At 51.9% G+C, this 20,695-nt stretch carries 22 protein-coding genes and 1 riboswitch; of the genes, 2 read left to right on the top strand and 20 right to left on the bottom strand.

The features are described 5' to 3' along the window. Positions 1–140: 140 nt before the first annotated feature. From ACI6NM_RS13875 to ACI6NM_RS13855, 5 genes are all read right to left on the bottom strand, one after another. On the bottom strand, positions 141–920 hold the full coding sequence (locus ACI6NM_RS13875; RefSeq protein WP_438500927.1) for a YARHG domain-containing protein: 780 nt from the start codon (positions 918–920) through the stop codon (positions 141–143). A gap of 56 nt (positions 921–976) precedes the next feature. Continuing rightward, positions 977–1,405, bottom strand: a complete 429-nt coding sequence (locus tag ACI6NM_RS13870) for a hypothetical protein (RefSeq protein ID WP_022273544.1) — start codon at positions 1,403–1,405, stop codon at positions 977–979. Beyond that, positions 1,395–1,838, bottom strand: coding sequence for a DUF4869 domain-containing protein (locus ACI6NM_RS13865; RefSeq protein ID WP_022273545.1), 444 nt, complete (start codon positions 1,836–1,838; stop codon positions 1,395–1,397). The genes ACI6NM_RS13870 and ACI6NM_RS13865 overlap by 11 nt, the downstream gene beginning before the upstream one ends. Continuing rightward, positions 1,835–2,548, bottom strand: a complete 714-nt coding sequence (locus ACI6NM_RS13860; protein ID WP_438500926.1) for a hypothetical protein — start codon at positions 2,546–2,548, stop codon at positions 1,835–1,837. The genes ACI6NM_RS13865 and ACI6NM_RS13860 overlap by 4 nt, the downstream gene beginning before the upstream one ends. Positions 2,549–2,745: 197 nt before the next feature. Next, positions 2,746–3,294: a GNAT family N-acetyltransferase gene (locus ACI6NM_RS13855; protein ID WP_337811099.1), complete on the bottom strand. Its 549-nt coding sequence runs from the start codon at positions 3,292–3,294 to the stop codon at positions 2,746–2,748. A gap of 83 nt (positions 3,295–3,377) precedes the next feature. Here ACI6NM_RS13855 and ACI6NM_RS13850 point away from each other — a divergent pair, with 83 nt between their 5' ends. Continuing rightward, positions 3,378–4,190, top strand: a complete 813-nt coding sequence (locus ACI6NM_RS13850) for a MerR family transcriptional regulator (RefSeq protein ID WP_337811098.1) — start codon at positions 3,378–3,380, stop codon at positions 4,188–4,190. Between the two features lie 191 nt (positions 4,191–4,381). On the opposite strand, the gene ACI6NM_RS13845 is transcribed toward ACI6NM_RS13850, so the two are convergent. After that, positions 4,382–5,605: a MalY/PatB family protein gene (locus tag ACI6NM_RS13845; RefSeq protein WP_337811097.1), complete on the bottom strand. Its 1,224-nt coding sequence runs from the start codon at positions 5,603–5,605 to the stop codon at positions 4,382–4,384. Between the two features lie 297 nt (positions 5,606–5,902). Here ACI6NM_RS13845 and ACI6NM_RS13840 point away from each other — a divergent pair, with 297 nt between their 5' ends. Beyond that, entirely contained in the window at positions 5,903–6,613 is a 711-nt protein-coding gene (locus ACI6NM_RS13840; protein ID WP_337811096.1) for a helix-turn-helix domain-containing protein, read from the top strand. Positions 6,614–6,723: 110 nt separating this feature from the next. Here ACI6NM_RS13840 and pflB read toward each other — a convergent pair whose 3' ends face one another. The 14 genes from pflB to ACI6NM_RS13770 all read right to left on the bottom strand — a co-directional run bounded on the left by pflB (position 6,724) and on the right by ACI6NM_RS13770 (position 20,664). Next, the gene (gene pflB, locus ACI6NM_RS13835) at positions 6,724–8,967 is read right to left on the bottom strand and encodes a formate C-acetyltransferase (RefSeq protein WP_158357802.1); all 2,244 of its coding nucleotides are present in this window, start codon (positions 8,965–8,967) and stop codon (positions 6,724–6,726) included. Between the two features lie 81 nt (positions 8,968–9,048). Beyond that, complete coding sequence (gene pflA, locus ACI6NM_RS13830) at positions 9,049–9,771, bottom strand: pyruvate formate-lyase-activating protein (protein ID WP_158357803.1); 723 nt, start codon at positions 9,769–9,771, stop codon at positions 9,049–9,051. 109 nt (positions 9,772–9,880) lie between these two features. Beyond that, a riboswitch (ZMP/ZTP riboswitch) is annotated at positions 9,881–9,959 on the bottom strand. 48 nt (positions 9,960–10,007) lie between these two features. Beyond that, a complete protein-coding gene (locus ACI6NM_RS13825) occupies positions 10,008–10,844 on the bottom strand; it encodes a carbon-nitrogen hydrolase family protein (protein WP_337811095.1) in 837 nt (278 codons plus the stop codon). Positions 10,845–10,891: 47 nt separating this feature from the next. Continuing rightward, the gene (locus ACI6NM_RS13820) at positions 10,892–12,619 is read right to left on the bottom strand and encodes a [FeFe] hydrogenase, group A (RefSeq protein ID WP_337811094.1); all 1,728 of its coding nucleotides are present in this window, start codon (positions 12,617–12,619) and stop codon (positions 10,892–10,894) included. Then, on the bottom strand, positions 12,613–14,445 hold the full coding sequence (locus ACI6NM_RS13815; RefSeq protein ID WP_438500925.1) for an NAD(P)-binding protein: 1,833 nt from the start codon (positions 14,443–14,445) through the stop codon (positions 12,613–12,615). Before ACI6NM_RS13815 ends, ACI6NM_RS13820 begins: the two co-directional genes overlap by 7 nt. A gap of 171 nt (positions 14,446–14,616) precedes the next feature. Beyond that, complete coding sequence (locus ACI6NM_RS13810) at positions 14,617–15,387, bottom strand: ATP-binding cassette domain-containing protein (protein ID WP_438500924.1); 771 nt, start codon at positions 15,385–15,387, stop codon at positions 14,617–14,619. 3 nt (positions 15,388–15,390) lie between these two features. Then, positions 15,391–16,098 (bottom strand): ABC transporter permease subunit, encoded by a 708-nt coding sequence (locus ACI6NM_RS13805; RefSeq protein ID WP_438500923.1) that lies wholly within the window; start codon positions 16,096–16,098, stop codon positions 15,391–15,393. Between the two features lie 191 nt (positions 16,099–16,289). Beyond that, on the bottom strand, positions 16,290–17,144 hold the full coding sequence (locus ACI6NM_RS13800; RefSeq protein ID WP_438501109.1) for a transporter substrate-binding domain-containing protein: 855 nt from the start codon (positions 17,142–17,144) through the stop codon (positions 16,290–16,292). 138 nt (positions 17,145–17,282) lie between these two features. Continuing rightward, positions 17,283–18,002, bottom strand: coding sequence for an AAA family ATPase (locus ACI6NM_RS13795; protein ID WP_158357815.1), 720 nt, complete (start codon positions 18,000–18,002; stop codon positions 17,283–17,285). Next, a complete protein-coding gene (locus tag ACI6NM_RS13790) occupies positions 17,999–18,385 on the bottom strand; it encodes a hypothetical protein (protein ID WP_438500922.1) in 387 nt (128 codons plus the stop codon). Before ACI6NM_RS13790 ends, ACI6NM_RS13795 begins: the two co-directional genes overlap by 4 nt. Beyond that, positions 18,386–19,321: a hypothetical protein gene (locus tag ACI6NM_RS13785; RefSeq protein ID WP_438500921.1), complete on the bottom strand. Its 936-nt coding sequence runs from the start codon at positions 19,319–19,321 to the stop codon at positions 18,386–18,388. Between the two features lie 100 nt (positions 19,322–19,421). Then, positions 19,422–19,883 carry a GNAT family N-acetyltransferase gene (locus tag ACI6NM_RS13780; RefSeq protein ID WP_337810944.1) on the bottom strand — a complete coding sequence of 154 codons (462 nt, stop codon included), beginning with the start codon at positions 19,881–19,883 and terminating at the stop codon, positions 19,422–19,424. A 30-nt stretch (positions 19,884–19,913) separates the two neighbouring features. Then, entirely contained in the window at positions 19,914–20,276 is a 363-nt protein-coding gene (locus ACI6NM_RS13775) for a VOC family protein (protein ID WP_022273561.1), read from the bottom strand. A gap of 16 nt (positions 20,277–20,292) precedes the next feature. After that, positions 20,293–20,664 carry a DUF2500 domain-containing protein gene (locus ACI6NM_RS13770; RefSeq protein WP_337810945.1) on the bottom strand — a complete coding sequence of 124 codons (372 nt, stop codon included), beginning with the start codon at positions 20,662–20,664 and terminating at the stop codon, positions 20,293–20,295. Positions 20,665–20,695: the final 31 nt, after the last annotated feature.

Genomic DNA, 20,695 nt, shown 5'->3' with positions numbered 1-20,695 from the left:
CGGGCATACGAGCCATATAAAATAACCTGTTTTAAGTGTGTTCCGTATATCTTCTGTACCGAATCCACATACTGCAAGATCAAGTTTTTCATTTCATCTGTCATGAATACCGTGCCCCCTCCAAGCCTGCTACATCGTTACTACGGAAAATCTTCTGTTTTCTGATAAATGCCTTCAAATCCCGGGAAATTCATGCCGCCAGTATTGTCTGACGACAGGATCTCGATCGGATCCTTTCCGTTATAAGTAAAATGAACATTTTCCGCAAACTCACTGCTTGCTGACATTGTCCCATCTTCCAGATACGCGATTATACCGGTAAATTCCCCATAGCTATCCATATAGGAACCTATCAAGGAAAGATAGTCTTCACCGCTATCCGAATAGCAGCCGCCTTCTGCTGTAATGCCGCCTTCGCCTAAATCCATATAGTATGTGCCATACATCCAGTTTTCTTCAAATACCTGTTCTGAACCGTTTTTTCCATCCCGGACCTCTGCCAGAAATTCGATGTTCTTTTTTTCGCAGTCATTCATAATGCTGCTTTCTACCGCGCTAAATTCCTCTGCAGAATATTTTGGCTCATACCAGGATCTGGATGCGAAATATACATTTAAATCTTCTGACTGGAATATTCTTCCGTGGCGTGCATAAATTTCATTCAAGGCAATTCGGATTTCTTCCTCGCTTAACCCTGTCACATCCTCTTCTGTCAGGTAGCGTGTATCGCTGTCGGGAAGAATGTATTCGGAAGCATCCATCCCATTTTCTGCCTCTATTGCAGTAGCTGTTTCTACCGCCTCTTTTGAATAGGATTCGGAAGCCGTGTCCTCTATACTTTCCCTCTCTTCATTCTGTAACAGTTTTTGGGGCTGGAATTCTTCATACCCATCATAGAATTCCTGCATATCAGAAATCATATAATGCTTCTATATTCATACTTGACACCTGCAGTTCTCAATACACAAATTCCATTTTATAAATATGGCTGTATCGTAAACACCGTCTGCTCGCCAATCTTTTCACTTACCAATTCAAACAGATTTTCTTTCGTTGCAAACAGATTCTTCGGATTTCTTCCAATAATCAAATACTGATTTTTATTATCTAACGAAATATACTTTCTCGTATCATCATTCAATAAAATATCTGCATTATCAATGACAACCAACTTTCCTTCTGTCTGGCTGATTATTTCTTTAATATCTTTCTGATAATCATAATTATCCAAACACAAAATTTTAGAATTCACTGCCATACATTCTCTGATAAATGAAAATGTTGCTGTCTTTCCCGTTCCTGAATCTCCCATTAAGATTGTTATATTATTGGTAAATGTAAAGTCCACTACAAATGAAGTATGCACTGTTGAAAAATGCTCCATTACAACTGGTTTACTCTTCATTTTCCCACCACTCCTTTAGTTCTTCATAATCCTCGATCACTTTACATTCTCTACTCGTCTGCGCCTTCACCTGTTCCATGTCAAACGGAATCATTGCATATTCGCTATATACATTTCCCACATCAAAACTATACAATATTTCCAGAGCATTATTTCCACACTCTTTCAGGCAAAACACCTTATCCGGAAAATACAATACATTCAATACCGTTTTACATCCTGTGGAAAGTTGATCCGTATTCAATGTAATATCTTCAAAGCGTGATCGAATTTTATATTTACTGATAAGTTCCGAACCATCTATCATTTGGATATACTTTGCTGCTCTGTCATCCAGTTTTGTTGCTGTATTCTGATTAAAAAATATGTCATTCAGTTCTATATATTCTTTATCCTGAGGTATGTCTTTCTTATTTTTAAAAATCGTTATCATGCCATTACCTCCAATCCAACTTTCGGAAGCTGTAATTTCAACGAGCTTCCCACATAAATTCTTTTCATTTTATCAAACACAGACAGTCTGCTATAATCTAATCCGCAGATATCATCTTCCTGTCGCTCATTCCATTCACAGCAAGATTTTATCCAGCATTCTCCAAGTACCCCTTTTGACACTTCGAATCCGGTATTTCTTGTCAAATCAAATAATAGCTTTGCCGACAATTGTTCAATATTATGTTCTTCAATATTTTTATCATAATCCAAAATTTCTCGTATTCCTTTATAATCAAAATTATCATTCTGCAGGGATTCTACAAGTTTGTGTCTTGCCGCAATTACTTTGGCTCTCTTTTGCAGGAATTCATCCTCCGGAGCATAAATCCATTCTATCAGTTCTTTAAATTCTAAAAGAAGATATTCAAAACAAATAATATTCAATAGAAAAACATTTTCTTTCTCATTCACATATTTCTTTAATCGTTTCTTTTCCATAACAATCTGCAAATTATCAAAAGAATTATCAAAGACAATGATATATCTATTCTCAGTCTCCTGTAATGTTCTTACAGCTTTTACCAACTCACTATTATTCTTTTTACTTTCAACGATTACATCAGAACAAAGTTGTTTCATGAGATTCGCCCAAAATGTATAGCTTGCTTTTCCTTTTCTATCTTCAATCCACAAAAAAGTTTTAGCCATGATTTTTTCACCTGCTTTCTTTGTTCTATTTTAACCGATTTTCTTCCATAACACAATAAAAACACTCAAAGAAAAAAGACCGCATTTCTGCGATCTTTCTCTTACTTCACCTCATAAACAATCTTCATAAAAGCATCTCTTTTGTTACATCCATATGTACCCCATGGAGCTGTTATGACCGCGGACCGACGGCTTTCTTACGCTCTTGCCGGTTCCACGATCCGCATTCCCGACAGACTGAACAAAAATCTTCCCAGGGCATACTTCTGAAGGCGCATATAATCCTCCGGAGATACCTTCCCTCCAAAATTCAGGATCTCCATATCCCCTCCGGCTCCCTCCACAAAAATATCCGCAGAGGTGAATCCGTTTTTCAGATAGAACCGTCTTCTGGCGATCCTCTGCTCCTGGTTCTCCGCTCCCTCGTCCAGCCGCTCGATCAGAAGGACCACCTTCTTATCTGAAAAATACCGGCATATCTCCTGCATGATGAAGCTTCCGGTCCCTTTGCTCCGGATCTTTCCGGATACGGCCAGATAATCCACCATGACCATATTCTGATACGGAATAGCAACGGTAAAGCCCAGCAGTCCATTTTCATCGGATGCTGTAAAAACCCTGGCCTTTCCCCGCTTCACCGAATGCTTCAGGACAAAAAACGGTTTTCTCTCTCTCTTTGGAAAAGCCTCCATATAAATACTTTTTACTTCCTTCCACTGACTGGCTTCTATTTCTGCAAATCTCATTTTTCCCTCCAGAATCTTGCATATTTTTCTTACGCAGTGTATCATAATATATACAGTAACTGTACAGTCAAGGGGAGATTCACATGAAAAATAAGAAATGTTTTCTTACCTCCGGGGAATTCGCAAAAATGAACGGGATCAACAAAAGGACTCTGCATTATTACAATGATATCGGCCTGTTCCGCCCGGAAATGATCGATGAAAACGGTTATCACTATTACAGCCGCTTCCAGGCGGTGCAGCTGGAAATGATCCTGATCTTCCGGCGTCTGGGGCTCTCCATCGAAGAGATCTGGGCTTACACAGACCGCCCGTCTGACGCTTCCTTTACCAAGATCATCAAGGAAAAACAGGAGCTCATCGACCGGTCCGTCCATCAGCTCCTGGAGGTAAAGGCCTTTTTGCAGCAGAAGCAGGAAAAGCTGGCGCTGGGGCTTTCGGCCAGCCATGGAAAGATCGAACGGATCCATCTGCCTAAACGGCACATTCTGCTCTCTGCGCCCATCACTGGGGCTTACGATGAGCATGATTTTTCCGTAGCTGCCGATTTTTCTCTCCGTCTGAAAACCATCTTCGGTCTGTACGACAACTTTGGAAGCCGGATCTCCGTTGAAAATATCTGCTCTGACAATTTCAATGACTACGACTGCTTCTTTTATTACGGAACAAACGATGAAAGGCCATATGATGCAGTACTGCCTGCAGGAGAATATCTGCGGGCGTTCAGCGTGGGAAGCTGGGACCGGCTGAAGGACGTTTATGACCGGCTCCTATCCTATTCCCAGGACCAGGGGCTCACACTGACCGGCTTCGCCTATGAAGAAGGGCTCAACGAAATGGCGCTTCGGGAACGCGGCGATTATATCACCATGATCACAGTCGCTTATACGCAATAGACGTTTTTTACCGTACAGTGAAAAAACCGCCATATCTCATCCAGCATGGGATGGACATTACAGATACTATGATCGCCAGGGAAGTCCTAAATCTTTGATCCACCCGGCGCACAGGGGACAGCCCGGAGGCAAAACGGCTGCCGGAGCCGGATCATTCCGGCAGCCCCGGCAGCCCTTGTGTTCCATGACTGTTACTGCTGTTCTCCCATATATTTTTCCGTATGCTTCGTATTGACCGCCTCGCAGATCCGGCAAAGGCCCTCCTCCAGAGTTGCCCGCGGACAGGCCAGATTCAACCGGATGAAGCAGTCAGAATCCTGTACGAACATGTTTCCTCCCTCCAGCAGCACGCCCGCTTTATAAGCGAAAAACATAGGCAGATTCTCGTCCGGCTCAAAATAAGCGCTTAAGTCCACCCAGGCCAGATAGGTGGATTCTGATATCCTGAAGCCCGCTTCTGGCAGGTGCTCCTTCAGATATCTCTCCGTGAAGCGAAAATTTTCATCCAGATAGGCCCGGAGCTCCATAAGCCATGGCTCTCCCTTTTCATAGGCTGCCTGGACGGCGGCAATACTCAGAGGGTTGTCGAAATTGTAATGGCGGTCCAGCCACACTGCCCGCAGCTCTTCGTCCCGGATCAGTATATTGGATATCATCATTCCTGCCAGGTTAAACGTTTTGCTGGCAGCCATGCAGGTGATCAGCCTTTTATACTCCGGCATAATCTTCCCCATGGGAATGTGATGTTGTCCCAGTCGCAGGAGATCGCAATGGATCTCATCGGAGATCACCCAGAGCCCATATTTTTCACAGATCTCTGCCAGTCTCCTTAACTCTTCCTCTTTCCAGACTCTTCCACTGGGATTGTGAGGATTGCAGAAAATAAACAACGTCGTTTTTTCATCTGCCGCCCTCTTTTCAAAGTCTTCAAAATTGATGGTATAGTATCCGTCCGAATTATTCAGTGGGGAGCAGACAAATTCTCTTCCGGAAAATTCAGCCGCATGCTTAAAGTAAGCATAGGACGGCGACAGGAACAGGACTTTTTCATCCGGCTTACAGATGTATTCCACCAGCTCATAAAGGGCCGGAACGATCCCATTGGACATGACCAGCTCCTTCCGGTCAAAATGGAAATCATAGTGCCGCTGACACCAGGTGGAAAATGCGTCGTAATACCGTTTTTCAAATACCCGGGTATAACCGAAGATCTTATGCTCCAGCCGCTCCCGGATCCCGTCGACCACCACATCCGGGGTCGCAAATTCCATATCTGCTACCCACATGCGGATAAACTCTTCATCCTTATACGGAAAAGTCATCGTCTCATCCGCATGAAAAATATAGTCCCGGAATCCATCTGTGTTCAGCGCATTGGTATGTCTCCGGTCGATCACTTCATCAAAATTGTACATCTGATCATCCTCCTGTTTTTCTGTTTCCTTCTTCATCACGATGCCCGGACGCCCTTTGGTCTCTGGGATCATACGGTAATTGTATCAAAAGGAGGTTTCCAGTGCAAACAGCCCCATTTCTCCTGTCAATAGAAAATATCCATTTTTTTCTCTCTATAATGGATTTTCCCAGGATTCCATGATAAAATAATTGAAAAACCGGAAAAATACCGGCCAATTCATCCCTTTTTTGATTTATAAGAACACCGGGCCGGACGGATCCTTCCGTCCAGCGGAACAGAAAGGCAGTGGATACGTATGACAGAAATAAGCACTCTGGTAGGACAGCAGATCCGGGAATGCCGGAAGAAGCGGAATATGACCCTGGAGGACATGGCCGGGCTCATAGGAAAGAGCCGTTCCACCATATCCAAATATGAAAAGGGAGAGATCCCCGTAGATATGGAGACTCTGTATATGATCGCACGGACGCTGGAGGCGCCCATAGAGCAGTTTTTATATACGCTCCCGGCAACCCTTCCCCATCCGGTCTGCACCGGCGTCAGTCCCTCCTTTTTCCATGGGATCTCAAAAATCTATTCCTATATTTTTGACGGGAGAAGCAGCCAGCTGATCCGCTGCCGGTTCGACATTCTCTCGGAATCCGGCAGTCCTGAATACAAGGTCATGCTGTACATGAATTTTCTGGATCATGACCGTTATAAGAACTGTGAAAATACATATTGGGGGTACATCGAACACTTTGACGCCCTCACAAATATCCAGCTTACCAACCAGGACAGTACCATGGAAAAGGCCAGCGTACAGATCCTTGCTTCTTACCTCAGCTCCGAGACCAAATGGGGACTGTTCAACGGCTTTTCCTCCCGGCCCATGATGCCCATCGCCGCAAAAATGCTCTTTTCCCGTTCCCGGCTCCCGGAGGATGAGGCCCTGATCCGGCAGCTGAAGATCTCCCGGGAGGATATCCGGCTCCTGAAGCTCTACAACATGTTTTCCGTTTTATAGGAAGTGCCCTGACCCATCCCGCAGAGTACTTTTATGGCATAGAGCACCCTTTCCTATGATATAAAAATCCCTGCCTCCCGGGATTCCCAGGAAACAGGGGCTTTCTGTTTTTACATGCTCTCGTGGAACGTCCGCTTGATGACCTCCAGCTGCTGCTCTCTGCTGAGACGGCTGAAGTTCACGGCGTAGCCGGAAACACGGATGGTCAGAGTCGGATATTTTTCCGGATGCTCCATGGCGTCGATGAGGAGCTCCCGGTTCATGACGTTGACGTTTAAGTGATGGGCCCCCTGGATAAAGTATCCGTTTAAGATCATCACCAGGTTCTTCATCCGCTCCTCCTCCGATTTTCCAAGAGCCGTGGGCGTAATGGAGAAGGTGTTGGAAACTCCGTCCTGGCATACGGCCCGGTAGGGAATCTTAGCCACAGAGTTTAAGGATGCCAGCGCGCCGTGGCTGTCCCTTCCGTGCATGGGATTGGCCCCCGGGGCGAAGGGCTCTCCGGCCTTTCTTCCGTCTGGCGTCGTTCCCGTTTTCTTACCGTACATCACGTTGCTGGTGATGGTGAGAGCTGACAGCGTATGGATCGCATCCCGGTACAGGGCGTGCTTTTTAAGCTCTGCGGAGAAGAAGGACACCAGCTCCACGGCGATGTCGTCCACCCGGTCGTCATCGTTTCCGTATTTGGGGAACTCTCCCTCCACCTTAAAGTCCACGGCCACTCCATTCTCATCCCTTACGGGCATCACCTTTGCGAATTTAATGGCCGATAAAGAGTCCACAGCCACGGAAAGGCCGGAAACGCCGAAAGCTGCCAGGCGCTCCACCCATGTATCGTGAAGGGCCATCTGGCTGGCCTCATAGGCATATTTATCATGCATGAAGTGGATGATGTTGATGGTGTCCACATAAAGCTCCGCCACATAGGCCAGGGTCTTCTTATAGTCTGCCAGCACATGGGAGTAGTCCAGGACCTCTTCTGTATTCTTTTCCAGTCCGGGGATCACCTGGAGTCCCTTTAACTCGTCCACGCCGCCGTTGATGGCGTAAAGCAGGCTCTTGGCCAGGTTGGCCCTGGCGCCAAAGAACTGCATCTGCTTTCCCACAGCCATGGCCGATACGCAGCAGGCGATGCAGTAATCGTCGCCGTACATGGGCCGCATCAGATCATCGTTCTCGTACTGGATGGAGTCTGTATCAATGCTCATCCTCGCGCAGTAATCCTTAAAGGCCTCCGGCAGGTTCTGGCTCCAGAGCACGGTCAGGTTGGGCTCCGGGGCGGTTCCCAGGTTGGTCAGTGTATGGAGATAGCGGAAGGTATTCTTCGTCACCAGCGTCCGGCCGTCCACGCCCATTCCTCCAAGGCTTTCGGTCACCCAGGTGGGATCTCCGCCGAACAGCTCGTTGTACTCCGGCGTCCTCAGATGGCGCACCAGACGGAGCTTGATGATAAACTGGTCGATGAGCTCCTGGGCTCCAGCCTCTGTAAGGATCCCCGCCTCCATGTCTCTCTGGATATAAATATCCAGGAAGGTGGCGGTCCGGCCCAGGCTGGTGGCTGCCCCATTGTTTTCCTTGATCCCGGCAAGATAGGCCATATACAGGTTCTGGACGGCTTCATGGGCATTTTCCGCAGGCTTTGTGATATCGCAGCCGTACTTCGCAGCCATGTCCGCCATCTTCTTTAAGGCGCGGATCTGCTCGCTCACATCCTCTCTGAGACGGATCCTCTCGTCGGTCATGGGTCCGTCTAAAAGCTTCAGGTCTGCCTTTTTGGACTCAATGAGGAAATCTGTGCCGTAAAGGGGGACACGGCGGTAGTCGCCAACGATCCTGCCTCGGCCATAGGCGTCGGGAAGTCCTGTCAGAAGTCCTGCGCTCCGGGCCACACGGATCCGCTCCGGGTATGCGTCGAATACGCCGTCGTTATGGGTCTTTCTGTATAGATTAAAGTGCTTTTCCACGTCCGGATCCAGCTGGTAGCCGTACTGCTCCAGGGCGCTCTTGGCCATCCGCATGCCGCCGAAGGGATTGACGATGCGCTTTAATGGCGCGTCGGTCTGGAGCCCGACGATCACTTCATTGTCTTTATCAATATAGCCGGGAGCAAAGTTGTCGATGCCGGACACCACTGTGGTATCCACGTCCACAATGCCCTTTTTTACCTCCTCCAGGATCAGGCCGTGAGCCTTTTCCCATACTTTTTTCGTCTTTTCCGTGGTCCCCTCCAGAAATCCATCTCCGCCTGCATAGGGCGTATAGTTTTTCTGGATAAAGTTCCTTACGTTGACCACATGGCGCCACTCGCCGGTCTTAAAGCCTCTCCATGCTGTACAGTTTACATCGATACTCATATTGATCTCCTTTCACCCTGTCACAGACCACGTTTTGTGATCCCAGTCTCTTCCATCTGATCTCCGATGCTCCTCAGACCCTCAGCCGTTTTTCAGCCCGCAGTTCATACGCTCCTGCCATTGGACAAGAGCTCCGCTCTCCATGGGCGGCACGCCCTCCAAAGGATATGGGATTCCCATGGCGCGGTATTTGGGCACCCCCAGAACATGATATGGAAGCAGCTCCACCCGCTTCACATTCCGTATTCCCTTTACATACTCTGCCAGACCCGCCAGATGGTCCTCTCCGTCTGTAAGGCCGGGAACCACCACATGGCGGAGCCACAAGGGAACCTCCATGGACTGGACCGCGTCCAAAAATTCCTCATAGGCATCCATGGACCGGCTGGTGACAGCCTGATACCCTTCTGGCGTATAATGCTTCACATCCAGAAGCACCAGATCCGTATTTTTGAGGATCTCCCCATAACCGCCGCAGCCCACTCCCGCCGTATCCAGGCAGGTATGGATCCCACGGCTTTTACACAGGGCAAGGACCTCTGTCAGAAATTCCTTCTGTAACAGCGGCTCCCCTCCGGAAAACGTAACGCCTCCGTCGGCCCCGTAATAGGGTTTAAACCGCATCAGCCGGTTTACAGTCTCCTCCGGAGATTCCAGGGTCCCCCCTCCGCAGAGCTCCCACGTATCCGGATTATGGCAATACCGGCACCGCAGGCGGCAGCCCTGTAAAAAAATCACCGTGCGGATCCCGGGTCCGTCCACAAGCCCCATGGATTCCCAGGAATGGATCCGTCCCATGGCCATACGATCTCCTCCTTCTCAGCAAAACCAGATGAAACTCCTCTCAGTTCCAGATCTGCCCTGGGGCCCCGTTCACGCCTTCCTGCAAAGCAAAAAAGAGCCGTCCATCCGGGCAGATTGCCCAGACGGTCGGCTCAGCAAGATCATACTTCATGTGGTTTCTTCCACTTCCGTCAGTCATATGATGATTCCACTATACAAAAGATTCCTGGAACTGTCAAGATGGAACTGCAAATTTTTTACTTCCTTTTTTCCTCCACCTGGTACACGTCCGTCCTCCGGCTTTCCAGGGACGGCATCCGGCGGCGGACCGCATCGGCATGATCCAGATCGAGCTCTCCATAAAAGACCCCTGTTTCCCGTCCGGCCCGTACCAGGACCTTTCCCCAGGGATCGATGAGCATACTGTTCCCATAGGCCGTGTAGGCCGGCTTCACCCCGGTCTGGGCTGCCGCGATCACATAGCAGCCGTTTTCCACGGCCCTGGCCCTAAGGAGAAGCTCCAGATGCTCCTCCCCGGTCTCCTTTGTGAAGCTCACGGGAACGAAAAGCACCCTTGCCCCCTTTATGGCCAGCAGACGGTACAGCTCCGGGAACCGCACGTCATAGCAGATGGACATGCCGAAGCACCCCAGCTCCGTTTCTGCCGTCACCACTGCGTCTCCCGGCCGGATCCGGTCAGATTCCCGGAACGGCCGTCCGTCGGCCAGGGTGATGTCAAAGGTATGAAGCTTCCTGTATCTGGCCAGGATCCGACCGTCTGGCCCTATGAGCACGCTGGTATTTCCGGCCCGTTTTTCTCCCGGGATCTCCTCCGTAATGCTGCCGCCATGGATATAGATCCCATGCTCTGCCGCCTTTTCCATCAGTCGTTCCGTGGAGAATCCGGGAACCGGCTCCCTTCCTCCGCCGGGACCTGTGTTTTTCCCGATCAGGTTCATGACCTCGGGAAAGCACACCAGCTCCGCCCCCGAAGCCGCCGCCTCATCGATCCAGGCACAGGCGTCCTCAAGATTCTTTTCCTTATTGTTCTGGGTGTCCATCTGGACCATTGCGATCTTATATTTCCGTTTCATGGACTCCTTTCCCGGACCATTCATGTCCGCCAGAAAACTCCCCCGCCCTATTTCCTGTGCTCCGTATGCAGCAGCAGATGGGCTTTATGGGAATTGGGCTTTTCAAAAAATTCCTCGTACATAGCCTTCACGTCCGGATTTTCATGGGAATACCGGAGTCTGGCGCCGGCGTCCAGATAATAAAGCTGCCTTCCCCGTTCAAAGGCCATCTCCCTGCCATCGTGGATGGGCTGTCCGCCTCCGCCCACACAGCCTCCGGGGCAGGCCATGACCTCCACGAAGTCGTAATGGACCTCTCCCCGGTCGATCCGCTCCAGAAGAGCCCTGGTGTTTCCCAGGCCGCTGACTGCTGCCGTCCGGAGCACCAGATCGTCGATCTTGAATTCTGCCTCCTGGACGCCGTTGTTGGCGTTGAAGCCCAGGCTGCGCACCGCCCGGAAGGCGTCTGCCGGAGCATTTTTCCCTTTCAGGGCAAAGTAGGCCGTCCTCAAAGCTGCCTCCATGACGCCGCCGGTGGCCCCGAAGATGACTCCGGCTCCGGTCCCCTCCCGCATGGGGCTGTCGCTTTCAATATCGTTTAAGCCCTCCGGCCTTATGTGGGCGGACCGGATCATCCGTACCAGCTCTCTTGTGGTCAGGACTGCGTCCACATCGTGGCCTGCGTATTCCTCATAAAACAGCTCCATCTCCCGCTCTGCCTTCTTGGCCACGCAGGGCATGATGGAAACTGTGAAGATCCGCTCCGGGTCCACTCCCAGCTTCTGGGCATAATACGTCTTCATCACCGCTCCGAACATCTGCTGGGGCGATTTGGCCGTGGACAGATATTTCACCATATGGGGGAACTGGGTCTTTACGAACCGGATCCAGCCGGGGCAGCAGGAGGTGAACATGGGTCTGTCCCTGAATTCGCCTTTTGTAAACCGCTCCAGGAACTCACTGGCCTCCTCCATAATGGTCAGATCCGCCGAAAAAACCGTATCAAAGGCGTAGTCCACGCCCATGCGCTTTAAGGCATCCATGATCCGGCCGATGGTGGCCTCCTCCGGGGAAAGCCCCAGCTCCTCGCCCCAGGCTGTCCGCACCGCCGGAGCCACCTGGGCCACCACGATCTTCTCCGGATCCTCAATGGCCTCCCAGACCTTTTCCGTATCGTCCCTGGCAGTCAGCGCCCCCACTGGGCAGTGGGTGATGCACTGGCCGCAGAGCGAGCAGTCCGCCTCTTCGATGGTCTTTCTGCCGGAAACATTGATGGTCACCCGGGAACCGGTCCCCTCCACGGTCCAGATCCCCAGTCCCTGGACCTTTTCACAGATCTGGACACAGCGCATGCATTTGATGCATTTTTCAGATTTTCGCAATAATGGGAAATTTTTATTCCACGGCTGGTGCTCCAACGTATGGTGGAAGGGAATTTCCAAAATATTCAGATCATTGGCGATCTTCTGAAGGCTGCAGTTCCCGCTCCTCTGGCAGGTGGCGCAGAGACAGTCGTGCTGGGACAGGAGAAGCTCCACGATCTTTCTCCTGTGGCGGCGGACCTTGGGACTGTTGGTATAAAGCACCATCCCCTCGGCTACCACGTTATTGCAGGAGGTGATCAGCCTCTCCTTTCCCTCCAGCTCCACCACACAGACGCGGCAGGCGGCGATCTCGTTGATATCCTTTAAATAGCACAGACTGGGGATCGGGATCCCGCATCTGGCTGCGGCGTCCATGATCGTCGTTCCTTCTCTTACCTGGATCTTCTTTCCGTCGATCGTCACATTTACCATATCGTATCCCTGCCTCCCTTAAAGATTCCATAGCCAAAGTGGTCACAGCGCAGGCACCGGTCGGCCTCCTGCCTGGCCTCCTTTTCTGTCATGCAGTTTTCTACGCCTTCAAAATCATGGACCCGCTGGCAGGCCTCCCGCTCCGTCAGGTTGACCCGTCCGCAGGGCGTCCGGTCCTCCAGATTGGCGTCCGGGATCTCCACATCACAGGAGATCTCGTGGCGGAAGCCCAGATATTCGTCGATGTTGGCCGCCACCACCTTGGCTGCCGCAATGGCCTTGATGACCGAGGCCGGTCCGCTGGCACAGTCGCCGCCGGCAAAGACGCCCGGCATGTTTTCAAAGTCTCCTGTGCTCCTGGTGATGATCTTTCCTCTCTGGACCGGGACCCCTGCCTCCTCAAAATGGCTGGTTTCGATATCCTGGCCGATGGCCCGGATCAGCACATCGCAGGGGATATACACGTCCGGCTCTCCCGTGGGCTGGATCCCGGCGCGGCCGTCCTTTATGGCGCTGACCATCTGGGGCGCGGCCCAGATCCCCCGGACCCGTCCGTTCTCATCCACATCGATGGAGGACGGTGCCTTTAAGGTCAAAAGCTCGATCCCCTCGGCCACGGCTCCCTCGATCTCCTCCGGCAGGGCCGTCATATCGTGGCGCCGTCTGCGGTACAGGATGCTGACCTTCTCCGCGCCCATGCGCTTTGCCGTCCGCACCGCGTCCATGGACACGTTGCCGCCTCCGACCACCACCACCTGCTTTCCTGTGAGGTCCGGCAGCTCCCCAAGGCCTGCGCTCCGTAAAAATTCCACCGCCGACAGCACGCCGTCTGCGTCCTCATGGTCCAGGCGCAGCTTCTTATCAGCGCTGGCTCCGATGGCGATGAGGATAGCATCATATTCCTTCTGGAGCTCCTGGATGGTGATGTCCTTTCCGATCTTTAATCCATGCTTCACCTGAACGCCTGTTTTTAAAATACTGTGGATATCGTCCTCCAGCCGCTCCTTGGGAAGACGGTAATTGGGGATCCCGTACCGGAGCATGCCGCCCAGCTCCGGCAGCATCTCATAAACCGTGGTCTGATGGCCCATGAGCTGTAAGTAATAGGCCGCGCTCAAGCCTCCGGGGCCTCCGCCGATGACGGCGATCTTTTTTCCCGTGGACGGAGCCGGAGCCGGGGGATCCACCTCTCCCGCAAAATCCGCTGCCACCCGCTTCAGCCCGCGGATGTTAATGGCGTCGTCCACCATGTTCCTGCGGCACATGGACTCGCAGGGGTGTTCGCATATGAAGGCGCAGGAGGTGGGGAAGGGATTGTCCTTCCGGATCAGGCGGATGGCGTCCGCATACCTGCCCTCCCGGACCAGGGCGATATATCCCGGGATATCCACATGGGCCGGGCACAGGGTCACGCAGGGCACCGGCTGGGAGGCCACACAGGTACAGCGGCCGTGCTTCACATGCTCCACATACTCGTCCCGGTAGCCGGTCAGCCCCTTATAGACCATATTGGCCGCCTCATATCCAATGGCGCAGTCGGCGGCTTCCATGACCGCCAGAGCCGTCTCCTCCATCAGCTTTAACGTGTCCATGGTGGCCTTTCCGTCCAGTACGTCCTGGATCAGAAACATCAGCTGCTTTAAGCCGATCCGGCAGGGCACGCATTTCCCGCACGTCTGGGCGTAGCACAGCTCCAGGAACGCCCGGGCCAGGTCCACGGGACAGAGTCCCGGCTGGCTCGCCTCGATCCTTCGTTCCAGGTCCTTATAAAGCCCCTCCATGACGATCTTTGCTCTCGTCGGAGAGACCATTTCCAGTCTGCTCATGAGCATCGCTCCTTCCTGCGGCATTCGCCGCTGTCCTTCTAAGAATCAAACATTCGGTCTTTCGTCTTTCATAAGTTTGATTTTACACATATTTTCTGCAAAATGCAAGAAAATTCCAAAAAATCGCCAGACCGGATCTCTGCGTATCCAGTCTGGCGCTTTCTCTGTTTTTTATAATACCTTGCTTAAGAAGGAGCGCAGACGCTCTGATTTGGGATTTGTAAAAAATTCCTCCGGCGGGGCCTCCTCCACAAAATCGCCGCCGTCCAGGAACATGACACGGTCGGCCACCTCTCTGGCAAAGCCCATCTCGTGGGTCACCACCAGCATGGTCATATGCTCCTTTGCCAGCTCTCTCATTACGTTTAATACCTCGCCCACCATTTCCGGGTCCAGAGCCGAGGTGGGTTCATCAAACAGCATCACATCCGGCTTCATCATCAGCGCCCGGACAATGGCGATCCTCTGCTTCTGGCCGCCGGAAAGCTGTGCCGGGTAAGCGTCCTTTTTGTCTAAAAGTCCCACGCGGGCCAGGAGCTTTTCGGCTTCCTTTACGGCATCCTCCTCCTTCACTCCCAGAAGCTTCACGGGAGCGATGGTCATGTTTTTCATGATGCTCATATGGGGGAACAGGTTGAACTGCTGGAACACCATCCCCATCTTCCGTCTCAGCAGATTGATATCCGTATTTTTATCGGTGATATCCGTTCCCTCAAAAAAGATATGGCCGCTGGTGGGCTCCTCCAGCAGGTTCATGCACCGGAGGAACGTGGATTTTCCGGAGCCGGACGGCCCCACCACAAATACGACCTCTCCCTTTTTAATGGTGGTGGTAATGTTCTTCAGCACGTCCACCCCGTCAAAGGATTTACATAATTCCTTTACCTGGATCAGCGGCTCTCCTGCGCCGATCTCCCGGTTCTTTGTCTGATTTTCCGCCATGACTTACCTCTTTTCATTCTTTCTGAGCCTGGTTTCCAGTTTCCCCACCATATAGGTCAAAAAGGTCACGATCATCCAGTATACCAGCGCCACCGTAAAGAGCGGGAGCACCACGTTATAGGTACGGCTCCGGATGATATCCGCTCCCCTTGTCAGATCCTGGAGGGCAATGAAGCCGGATACGGAGGTCTCCTTTAAAAGGGCGATGAACTCGTTGCAGAGGGCCGGCAGGACATTTTTAAAGGCCTGGGGCAGGATAATATACCAGATGGTCTGGGCGTAATTGAAGCCCAGGCTTCTTCCCGCCTCGAACTGTCCATTGTCGATGGACATGATGCCGGACCGGAATATCTCCGCCACATAGGCTCCGGAGTTGATTCCAAAGGCCAGGATCGCGCAGAGCAGCTTGGAGGAGTCCGGAGACGAAAAAATAAGGTAATATGTGATCATCAGCTGGACTGTCACCGGCGTTCCGCGGATCACAGAAAGATAGGCGCGGCAGAACACGTTTAAGACCCCAAGCTTCCCTGTCCTTTCATAGGTGGAGCGCACGGTCCCCACCAGGAACCCAAGAAAAATGCCAAGGAGCACGGCAAATAAAGTAACGAGGAGGGTCGTTTTCAGACCTCCCAGAATGTACTTTACGAACCGGTCGTCAGCGACAAAGTTGTTGTAAAATTGTTCCGCTGTAAGCTGCTCTTCTAAGTTCACGTTTTCATTCCTTTCTCTGTTTTTCCAGCCGTTTCCTCCGGTCTGGAATTATTTTTATGACACGACAATGGGGCTGCCGCAGAAGAAATTCAGATCTCCTCCCCTGCGACAGCTCCATTATTTTCCAGTTACATGTTCATTTTACACCATATGGGCCGGATTAAAAAGCCCTTTCCATAATTTTCCATTCCTTATTCTGCCGGGATATATTTGTTCACGATCTCGTCGATGGTCCCGTCTTCCTTAAGCTCGGCGATGGCTGCATTTAACTTCTCAAGGAGCTCTGTATTGCCCTTTTTCACTGCAATGGCATACTCTTCTTTTCCAAGTTCCTCACCGGCCTGCTTTAAGTCGTCATTCTGGGAAAGGAATACGTTGGCCGGAGCCTTGTCTAAAAGGACCGCGTCGATCTTGCCCTGCTTTAAGGACTGGACTGCCTCAAAGAAGGTATTATAACGCTCCACCTTATCGTCGCCGCAGATGTCAGAGGCTGTGGTATCGCCGGTGGTTCCAAGCTGGGCTCCCACAACGTGGCCAGCCAGAGTATCTTCTCCTGTGATCTCTGTATTGTCAGCCTTTACCAGGATCACCAGAGAGGAAGAGGCGTAGGTATCTGTAAAGTCCACGGAAGCCGCACGCTCCGGATTTACGGTCATGCCGGCCATGGCAAAGTCACACTTTCCAGAGGCCACAGACGGGATGATGGCGTCGAAGGCCATATCCTCCACCTTCAGCTCCATGCCTAACTTCTCAGCGATGGCTCCTGCGATCTCCGGGTCGATGCCCACGATGGCGTCGCCGTCATGGAATTCCCAGGGCTCAAACTCCGCGTTGGTGGCCATAAGGATGGTGCCGCCAGCGGCTGCCTCTTCTCCGGCCTTTGTCTCCTCGGCAGGGCTCTCTGCTCCCTTGGCGTCTTCCTTTGCCGCCGTTGTCTCTGTCTTTGTATCTGCCGCTGTCGTCTCAGCCTTTTCTCCGCCGCCGCATGCGGTCAGAGCCGCCGCCATGGCTGCTGCCAGGATCACTGCTGTTGCTTTCTTCATCATCTTCATCATTTTTCCTTCCCTTTCTGCTTCTTCATTCTGTCTGAAATTTCATTTTGAATATTTATTCATTTTTTTGTATTGACTATGGGTATTATACCTCTTTTAAAAGAAAAAGCAAGGGATATTTTATAAATTTTTTTATAAATCTTTCAAAAGCTTTTTTAAGAGCAGCTCCCGGCTGTTGATGAACATTTCCATCACCTGGTAGCTTTCCGTTTCCTCATAGGCACAGGGATGGACCTCCCCGTCATCGAAGGAAAGGATCCTGGCCCCCGGAAGGCCCAGAAGGATCGGAGAGTGGGATACCATAAAAAACTGCGCCCCCTGTCTGGCGCACTGGAAGATCTCCATTAAAAGCGTAAGCTGTCTCTGGGGGGAGAGGGCCGCTTCCGGCTCGTCTAAAAAATACAGGCCTCCAGGCGTCAGATACTTCTGGGCCACAGCCAGAAAGCTCTCTCCATGGGATTTTTCATGATATTTCTCTGAAGGATGCAGAAAATCCGCATATTCCTCTTCTCTGGTGGCCACATTGTAAAAGCTCTCAGCCCGCAGAAAATATCCCCAGGACGGCTTTTTATATCCCCGCACCAGCCGGAGAGCCCTCCACAGCTCTGAATGAGAGTCATAGGTGGAGAAATGGTAATTCCTGGACCCTCCCTCGGGATTAAACCCGGCCGCAATGGCCATGGCCTCCAGGAGCGTGGATTTCCCGCTGCCATTCTCCCCGACAAAGCATGTGACCGGAGCGTCAAATTCCAGCGCCTCCAGGCCCTCCAGCGCCGGGATCCGCCTTAAATAGCTGTCCTGGCCGATCTTCTCCCACTCAATAACTGCCCTTTTTATAAACGGCTGGTTCATGCATCCATCCTTTCTGCGATCTTCCGGCTTTCCTTTGCGATCACCTGGAGGATCCCCTTAAGCTCCCTGGAGGCGGCCTTTTCACCTCCCAGCTGGGCGTATAGGTGTACGTTGGCCGCCGCCCCGCAGATCTCCCTCCGTTCCCTTCTCTGGTCCTCCAGGCTTTTTTCCAGCTCTGAGACCCGTTTGGAAAGACGGGCTTCTGCCTCTTTTATCCGCTCTGCCTCATTTTCTGCCTTCCTCAGCTCCTCCTCCAGCTCCTTCTTCCGCTCCACGAGCCGTTTTCCTTTCAGCCTTTCCCTGTAAAGCAGAAGACCCAGGATCAGGGTCCCGGAAAATCCTGCCGCTGCTGCCATCATCCACATCCGTTCCTCTTCCTCCATTTAAGCGTCCTGTTTCCGTTCTGTTCCCTCCTGGCCGGACCGGATGGTCCTCCTCATTTCCTTCAGGTCCATGAACTTATCCAGATACGGATATCCTTCCAGACCTGCCTCTCTGCTGCCTGGCTCCTTTAAGATAAAAACTGCCGGCCCCTTCCCGTCTCCGTCCTCATGATCCACATATTTTAAGAATTCCCGGTCCAGGATCCACACATCGGGCTTTTCCTTTTTCAGCTTCTTCCGGACCTCCTCCCAGGAAACTCCCGAAACTGCCAGCCGGTAATACTGCCCCAGGGCCGCCTTAAGCCCGCTTCCGTAGGTCCTGTCCCCTGTGACGATGCCCAGCACCTTCCGGGCCGAAAACGCCTCCTCCTTCCACCTGGTGAAATCAATGACCGGCGTATTATAGAGGGCAAAATCCATGTTCTCCCTGTTTTCCTCATAAAAGCTCCGGGCCGCCAGACAGATTCTGCGGCACAGCTCCTCAATATCCAGGCGGATATCGGATCCGTCCTCCGTATCCAGGTTACAGATGCTGCTGCCGCAGTTGAGCCCCAGGTGGAACCGTACCTCCGTGTCGGGTGTATCGTTGTCGAAGCCCTTGTTCTGGTGCAGGTACTCGCATCTCAGCTGCCACAGCCGCTCCCCGCAGATATACGGCGCTTCGTCAGCCGGGTCCTTTTTTAGGAACGGGGTCCCGTATGTATCCACCCACTGGGAATACTGCCGCCCGGTATCCCGGCTGGGCTCCCCGGATCTGTCCCGCAGAATCCTCCCGTCCCGGCCTCGCTTTACCAGCTCCGGAAACGCGATCCCGCCGCAGATATCCGGCAGCGTCACCGCCAGCGCCAGGGCCGACTGAAACCGCCCGTCCTCGATATTTTCCTCGATCTCCCGGATCCTGTCTAAAAATGTAAAGCTCACATCGCTGCGATCCATGGCGCACTCCTTCCTTTGTCCTCCGCTCTGCGGCCTGCCGCTCCGGGGCTGCTCCTCTTATCCTGCAATCTCCCTGATCTACACCCTTTTTTCCATAGGATTATTCCTTCCCTCTGTGGATATACATCCTTATCTTTTCCGCTTCCCCTTCTCCCTGTACCATACAGAGATATTCCCAGCCGTACCGTTCATAAAAAGAAGTATGATCGGTGATCAGATACAGAGGATCGATCCCCTTTTCCTTCATGTCCGCGCACACGTACCGCAGCAGCGAGCCGGCAACGCCCCGGCCCCGCCAGTCCTCCTCTGTGTATACAGCACACACATTGGGAGCCAGATCCTTCCGGTCATGAAAATCATTCTCGATCACTCCCATGCCGCCGATGATCCTCTCCCCGTCCAACGCCATATACCACTGGGGAACCGTGCCCTTCTCCTCCAGGCACTCCTCCATGCTCTCCATATACGCCTCCAGGGGGATCCTCCATTTTTCATGGAACCACCGGGCCGCCTGTTCCTTAAACTCCGGCTGGTCTGTGAGCCGCAGGATCTTATAGTCCATTTTTCTTCCTCCTTCTTCTTTCCTCCGGCATCATATTGGCGTTCCCACCTCGATCAGATTCCCGTCTGGATCATAGAACCGGACCACTCTCTGACCCCAGCTATGGGTCATGGGCCGGTTCACATACTGTACCTCCGGATACAGGCGCTCCAGCTTTTCCACAAAGCAGTCAAACTCCCGCTCCTCGAAATACAGCTCACAGGAATTGTTCTCCGGGATCACCTCCCGCCCCAGGAACTTTTTCCACAGCTTCTCATCCTGGAGCACCAGGCCCTCCGTCAGGATCACGTTTCCATCCTGATCCACCACCGTGTCCAGGCCGAACAGGTCATGGTAAAACTTTATTGACCGCTCCATGTCCTTCACAACGATCAGTACATTCCTTAATCTCATCCTTTAATCTCCATTCTCAATCTCTCTCAAAGCCCAGATACCTGGTTCCCTGGAAAGAAAGCCGTCCTGTGTCTCCCTCAGCTAACATCCCGTATTCCGGCCCGGAAACGGAAAGCTCCATCCGGTCTCCGCTTTCCACCTGGAAGGTGACAAAATACTTCGTGGAGGATGTGTCCGTAAAGCCGTGGGCCCCCGAAACGTCTCCCGCATTGGCATGGCGGTGATGGGTCACATGTATGCGCTTGGCTGTGACCGCTGCCTCCACCGTCAGCCGCGGCGAGTGGTTATTCTTATTCCAGGTGCTGAGCCCCTTTGCTATGGTCATGATGAATGTCCCCAGGACCATGAAAAAAACGATTGGAAATAATATGTCGAACAGGTCAAACATCCCGGATCCCTCCTTCTGCAACAGATTCTTT

The organism is Pilosibacter sp. YYHA0881 (genome assembly GCF_051602715.1).
GTDB lineage: Bacteria > Bacillota > Clostridia > Lachnospirales > Lachnospiraceae > Alitiscatomonas > Alitiscatomonas aceti.
This window is presented reverse-complemented; position numbering and strand designations above follow the sequence as displayed.